The sequence below is a fragment of the Pseudomonas sp. CM25 genome (assembly GCF_013179705.1).
In the GTDB taxonomy this organism is placed as follows: Bacteria; Pseudomonadota; Gammaproteobacteria; order Pseudomonadales; family Pseudomonadaceae; genus Aquipseudomonas.
Map to the genome: position 1 here is coordinate 1 of NZ_JABMCW010000394.1, position 4,530 is coordinate 4,530.

At 65.1% G+C, this 4,530-nt stretch carries 5 protein-coding genes; 4 read left to right on the forward strand and 1 reads right to left on the reverse strand.

Features of this window, described 5'->3' with window-relative positions; genetic code table 11:
* The 4 genes from HP546_RS26340 to HP546_RS26355 form a co-directional block, all read left to right on the forward strand.
* A partial coding sequence (locus HP546_RS26340; RefSeq protein WP_172231602.1) for a histidinol dehydrogenase occupies positions 1-236 on the forward strand: 236 nt, incomplete at its 5' end.
* A gap of 65 nt (positions 237-301) precedes the next feature.
* Positions 302-1,057, forward strand: coding sequence for an SDR family NAD(P)-dependent oxidoreductase (locus tag HP546_RS26345; RefSeq protein WP_172231605.1), 756 nt, complete (start codon positions 302-304; stop codon positions 1,055-1,057).
* 52 nt (positions 1,058-1,109) lie between these two features.
* Complete coding sequence (locus tag HP546_RS26350; protein ID WP_172231608.1) at positions 1,110-2,447, forward strand: MFS transporter; 1,338 nt, start codon at positions 1,110-1,112, stop codon at positions 2,445-2,447.
* Positions 2,448-2,480: 33 nt separating this feature from the next.
* The gene (locus HP546_RS26355; RefSeq protein ID WP_172231611.1) at positions 2,481-3,488 is read left to right on the forward strand and encodes an alcohol dehydrogenase catalytic domain-containing protein; all 1,008 of its coding nucleotides are present in this window, start codon (positions 2,481-2,483) and stop codon (positions 3,486-3,488) included.
* An 87-nt stretch (positions 3,489-3,575) separates the two neighbouring features.
* On the opposite strand, the gene HP546_RS26360 is transcribed toward HP546_RS26355, so the two are convergent.
* Positions 3,576-4,530 (reverse strand): Ldh family oxidoreductase (locus HP546_RS26360; RefSeq protein WP_218584615.1); only part of this gene is annotated, 955 nt, incomplete at its 5' end.

Sequence of the window (4,530 nt, forward strand, 5' to 3'; positions counted from 1 at the left end):
ATGTGCTGCCGACCAAAGGTGCAGCCCGTTACTCGGGAGGATTGTCGGTGCACAAGTTCCTCAAGACCTTGACCTGGCAACGCATGCCCCGCAGTGCAGTGCGCCAGATCGGCCAGGTGACGGCGCGCATCTCGCGCCTGGAGGGCATGGAGGCCCATGCGCGCACGGCCGATGACCGCCTGGCCAAGTACTTCCCGGGCGAAGGCTTCGATTGCGGTGAGCCGGTTACCCGCTGAAGCAATCGTCCCTGCTCATCTACCCATACCCGCTCGGGCGCTGGCCCGGGCGACAGGAGTGATGCATGAACCCGGCAGTACTGTTTGACCTGCAAGGCCGCACCGCGCTGGTGACCGGGGGCGGTAGCGGCATCGGCGCGCTGATGGCCCAGGCACTGGGGTCTGCGGGCGCCCGTGTGGTGTTGATGGCGCGTAGCGAAGCAGCCTTGCAGCAGCAGGTTGCGCACTTGCAACAGGCCGATATCCAAGCCAGTTACCGATGCTGCGACCTGACCTGCGTGGATGACCTGCAAGCGGCGGCGCGGTCACTCGGCACGGTGGACATCCTGGTCAATGCCGCTGGCGTCAATCGCCGTGAACCCTTCGAGCAGGTAAGCCCGCAGACCTGGGATGAGCAGTTGGCCCTGCACCTGAAAGCGCCGTTCTTCCTGGCACAGGCTCTGGCCCCAGGCATGGCCGACAGCGGTTGGGGGCGCATCATCAACATTGCGTCGCTGCAGTCCAGCCGCGCCTTCGCCGACAGTGCGCCATACGGCGCCGGTAAAGGCGGTATCGTCCAGCTTACCCGCGCTATCGCCCAACGTTGGTCGCGTCACGGCATCACCTGCAATGCCATCGGCCCGGGGTTCTTTCCTACCGCCTTGACGGCTCAGGTGTTCGCCGACCAGGCATTGGCCCAGCGCCATGCCGAACGCACATGCATCGGGCGCAACGGCAACCTCGAGGACCTGGTGGGTGCCACGCTGTTCTTTGCCAGCAATGCCAGCAGCTACGTCACCGGCCAGACGTTGATGGTCGATGGTGGCTACACCGCCAATTAACCAGGCCGCCCAGCAGGCGGCCACAACCGGTTCGACCGTGGAGATAGCAACAATGACTTCCACTGCGCCTGCCTCATCCAACCTGCGTCGTGCCACGATCTCGAGCGTGCTTGGCTCGGTGATCGAATGGTATGACTTCTTCCTGTATGGGGTCGTTGCCGGCCTGGTACTGAACAAGCTGTACTTTCCCGCCGACGACCCATTGATCTCGGTACTGTTGTCCTATGGCGTGTTCGCCGTGGGGTTTATCGCGCGGCCGGTCGGCGGCATTGTCTTCGGCCATTTTGGTGACACCTTGGGCCGCAAGAAAATGCTCATCATCACCCTGGCGTTGATGGGCGGTGCCACGGTCGTTATCGGCCTGATCCCGACCTACGATCAGGTCGGCGTGCTGGCGCCCATCCTGCTGCTGGTGTGCCGCATCCTGCAGGGCATCGGCCTGGGCGGGGAGTGGGGTGGTTCGGTGCTGATGACCTACGAGTCGGCGCCGCCGGCGCGCCGCGGGTTCTACGCCAGCCTGCCGCAGATCGGCATGTCGCTGGGCCTGGTCATTGCATCGGGGGTGATCGGCCTGCTGTCCTGGTTGCTCAGCGATGAGCAGTTCATGAGCTGGGGCTGGCGTTGCGCATTCCTGCTCAGTGGCGTGTTCGTGCTACTGGGCAGCTACATTCGCACCCACGTCAGTGAAACCCAGGACTTCAAGCAAACCCGCCCGCAGGCTGATGCCCCGGCCCGGCAGGCGCTGCCGATCCTGATCATGTTGCGGCGTTACCCGCGGATGATTTTCGCCTGCATGGGCGCGCGAATGATCGATGGGGTGTTCTTCAATGTGTTCGGGGTCTATTCGCTGAACTACCTGACGCAATCGCTGAACCTGCCGCGCACCAGTGCCTTGGTGGGGATCATGCTGAGCGCCTTGCTGATGAGTTGTTTCATTCCACTGTGGGGCCATGTGGCGGACCGTGTTGGCAAGGCGCGGGTGTATGGTGCCGGGGCCTTGCTGTCGGCCTTGTCGGTGTTCCCGGCGTTCTGGGTGATGCACAGCTTTTCCGGGCAACTGGCGCTGGTGTGGCTGGCGATCATCATCCCCTTCGGGATCTTCCATGCGGCCGTGTTCGGCACCATGTCGTCGTTGTTTTCGGAGTGCTTTGACGCCTCGGTGCGTTACACCGGCATTTCGTTCGTGTACCAGGTGGCCGGGGTTTTCGCGGGGGGCATGACACCCATCATCGCTGCATTGCTGACGGGCATGAACGCCGGCGATCCCTGGTTGCTGTGCAGTTACGTGCTTGGCATCGGCTTGCTCAGTGCCTGGTGCGCCCGCTGGATTGGCCGGCACCAGTCGCAGGGCATGACCGAGCCGGGTTACCAGCCTGCCCCGGCACGCTGAAGCGATGCAGGACCCCAACAACAAGGAGCAGCCATGAAAGCGCTTGTCTACACCCAACCGATGCAAATGCAGTTGCAGGAGCGGCCCTACCCGACGCTGCAGGCCGGGGAGGTAATCATCAAAGTGGCCGCTGCCGGTATCTGCGGTTCGGACCTGCACGCCTTCCACGGCCACGACCCGCGGCGCCAGCCGGGGCTGGTGCTGGGCCACGAACTGGCAGGCGTGGTAGTGGCAAGTGCCAGCCCGCGGCTGCAGGAGGGCCAGCGGGTTACCGCGAACCCGCTGATTACCTGCGGCAACTGCGAATATTGCCGTGCCGGGCGCGACAACCTGTGCGCCAACCGCAGCATGATCGGCATGAGCCGGCCGGGTGCCTTCGCCGAATTCCTGGCGATCCCGGCGGCGTCGGTGATCCCCATTCCCGACAGCCTGTCGATGGTGCAGGCGGCAATCACCGAGCCTGCGGCCACTGCCCTGCATGCCATCAACCTGTCATTGCGTGTGCTGGCGCGGCCACTGCCCGAGCTGCGTACCCTGGTCATCGGTGGCGGTGCGGTGGGGCTGCTGGCTGCCCTGCTGTTGCGCAGCTATGGCTGCCGACGGGTGAGCATGGCCGAGGTAAACCCACTGCGCCGCGAGTCTGCCCGCGAGCGTGCAGGCTGCGAGGTGTTCAACCCGCTGCAAGCGGATACCCCGGTCGACGCGTTCGACTACGTGATCGATGCGGTGGGGGCCAAAGCCACCCGTCACGCCGCGCTGCAGGCGATAAAGCCGGGCGGTGTGATCATGCACATTGGCTTGCAGGACTGGGCCAGCGAAATCGACATGCGCAAGCTGACGCTGGCCGAGGTGTCGCTGCTGGGTACCTACACCTACAGCATGGCCGACATGCATGCCACGGTACAGGCGCTGGAAGACGGGGCCTTCGGTGATCTGGGCTGGGTCGAGACGCGGCGCATGAGCGAGGGCGCGCAGGCCTTCGGCGACCTGCATGCGCAGCGCACGGCGTCGAGCAAGCTGGTGTTGTTGCCGGACGTCTGACAGGCAGCATGAGCCCGTCCCTGTGCGGTCGTTGCAGGCGCGGGCTTGTCGCGTGAATGGGGCGCAATGCACCCCAGGCTGGTGAGCTCAGGCGCACATTTGCAACGTATCCAGCAACGCCTGCGGCACTTCGATGAAGTCACTGTTGGCCTGCCGCTCGCGCATCCTCCGCTGCCCTGGCAAACGCACGCCAGGCTGCTCCAGCATGGCCGCGAACAACGCTTCGACATGGCTCAGGTAGCCCACCCCGAACCGTTGCGGGTCGATCAGCAACAACAGGTGAGCCACCCCCGGCGCGTCGCCTTGGGCATCGAAAAACGAGCTGGCCTGAAAACCGAAATGACTGCCTGTCAGGCCAGCCGTCAGCAACTCGACCATCAAGGCCAGCGCAGCACCCTTGGCATCGCCCATGGGCAGCATGCTGCCGGCCAGCGCAGCCGCCGGGTCGGTAGTGTCGTTCCCGGTCTGGTCGATGGCCCAACCGGCCGGGATCGACGTGCCGGCCTGCCTGGCCAGCATCACCTTGCCGCGGGCAACTTTCGACAGCGACAGGTCGATGACAACAGGTGCGTCGTCCAGGCGGGGCGAGGCGAAGGCGATGGGATTGGTGCCGAACAACGGTGTGCGCCCGCCCCAAGGCGCCATTGCCGCTGGCGCATTGCTCAGGGCGAGGGCCAGCAAGCCTTCGCGCGCGGCCCGTTCTACCGGTTGCCCGGCCACACCGAAATGGTGCGAGCGGCTGATGGCCAATGCCGCGATACCCAGCCGCCGTGCCGTGGCCATCGCCGGGCCGAGCCCGGCATCGATGGCCGCGAAGGCCAGGCCGAAGCCAGCGTCAACCCGCACCACCGCGCCTTCGACCGACATATCTGGCACGGCCTTGGCGTCGACTTTGCCAGTGGCCATCTGTTCAAGGTAGAACGGCAAGCGCGACAGGCCATGCGATGGCAGGCCTTCGCATTCGGCCTGCACCAGGGCATAGGCGCAGCTCTGCGCGCTGCTTTGCGGCATGCCGGCGCCGAGCAGGGCCTGCACCGCCAGA

Bases quoted from the DNA above. Each gene is read 5' to 3' on its own strand.
- HP546_RS26345 (WP_172231605.1), top strand. From the start codon at position 302: ATGAACCCGGCAGTACTGTTTGACCTGCAAGGCCGCACCGCGCTGGTG.
- HP546_RS26350 (WP_172231608.1), top strand. From the start codon at position 1,110: ATGACTTCCACTGCGCCTGCCTCATCCAACCTGCGTCGTGCCACGATC.
- HP546_RS26355 (WP_172231611.1), top strand. From the start codon at position 2,481: ATGAAAGCGCTTGTCTACACCCAACCGATGCAAATGCAGTTGCAGGAG.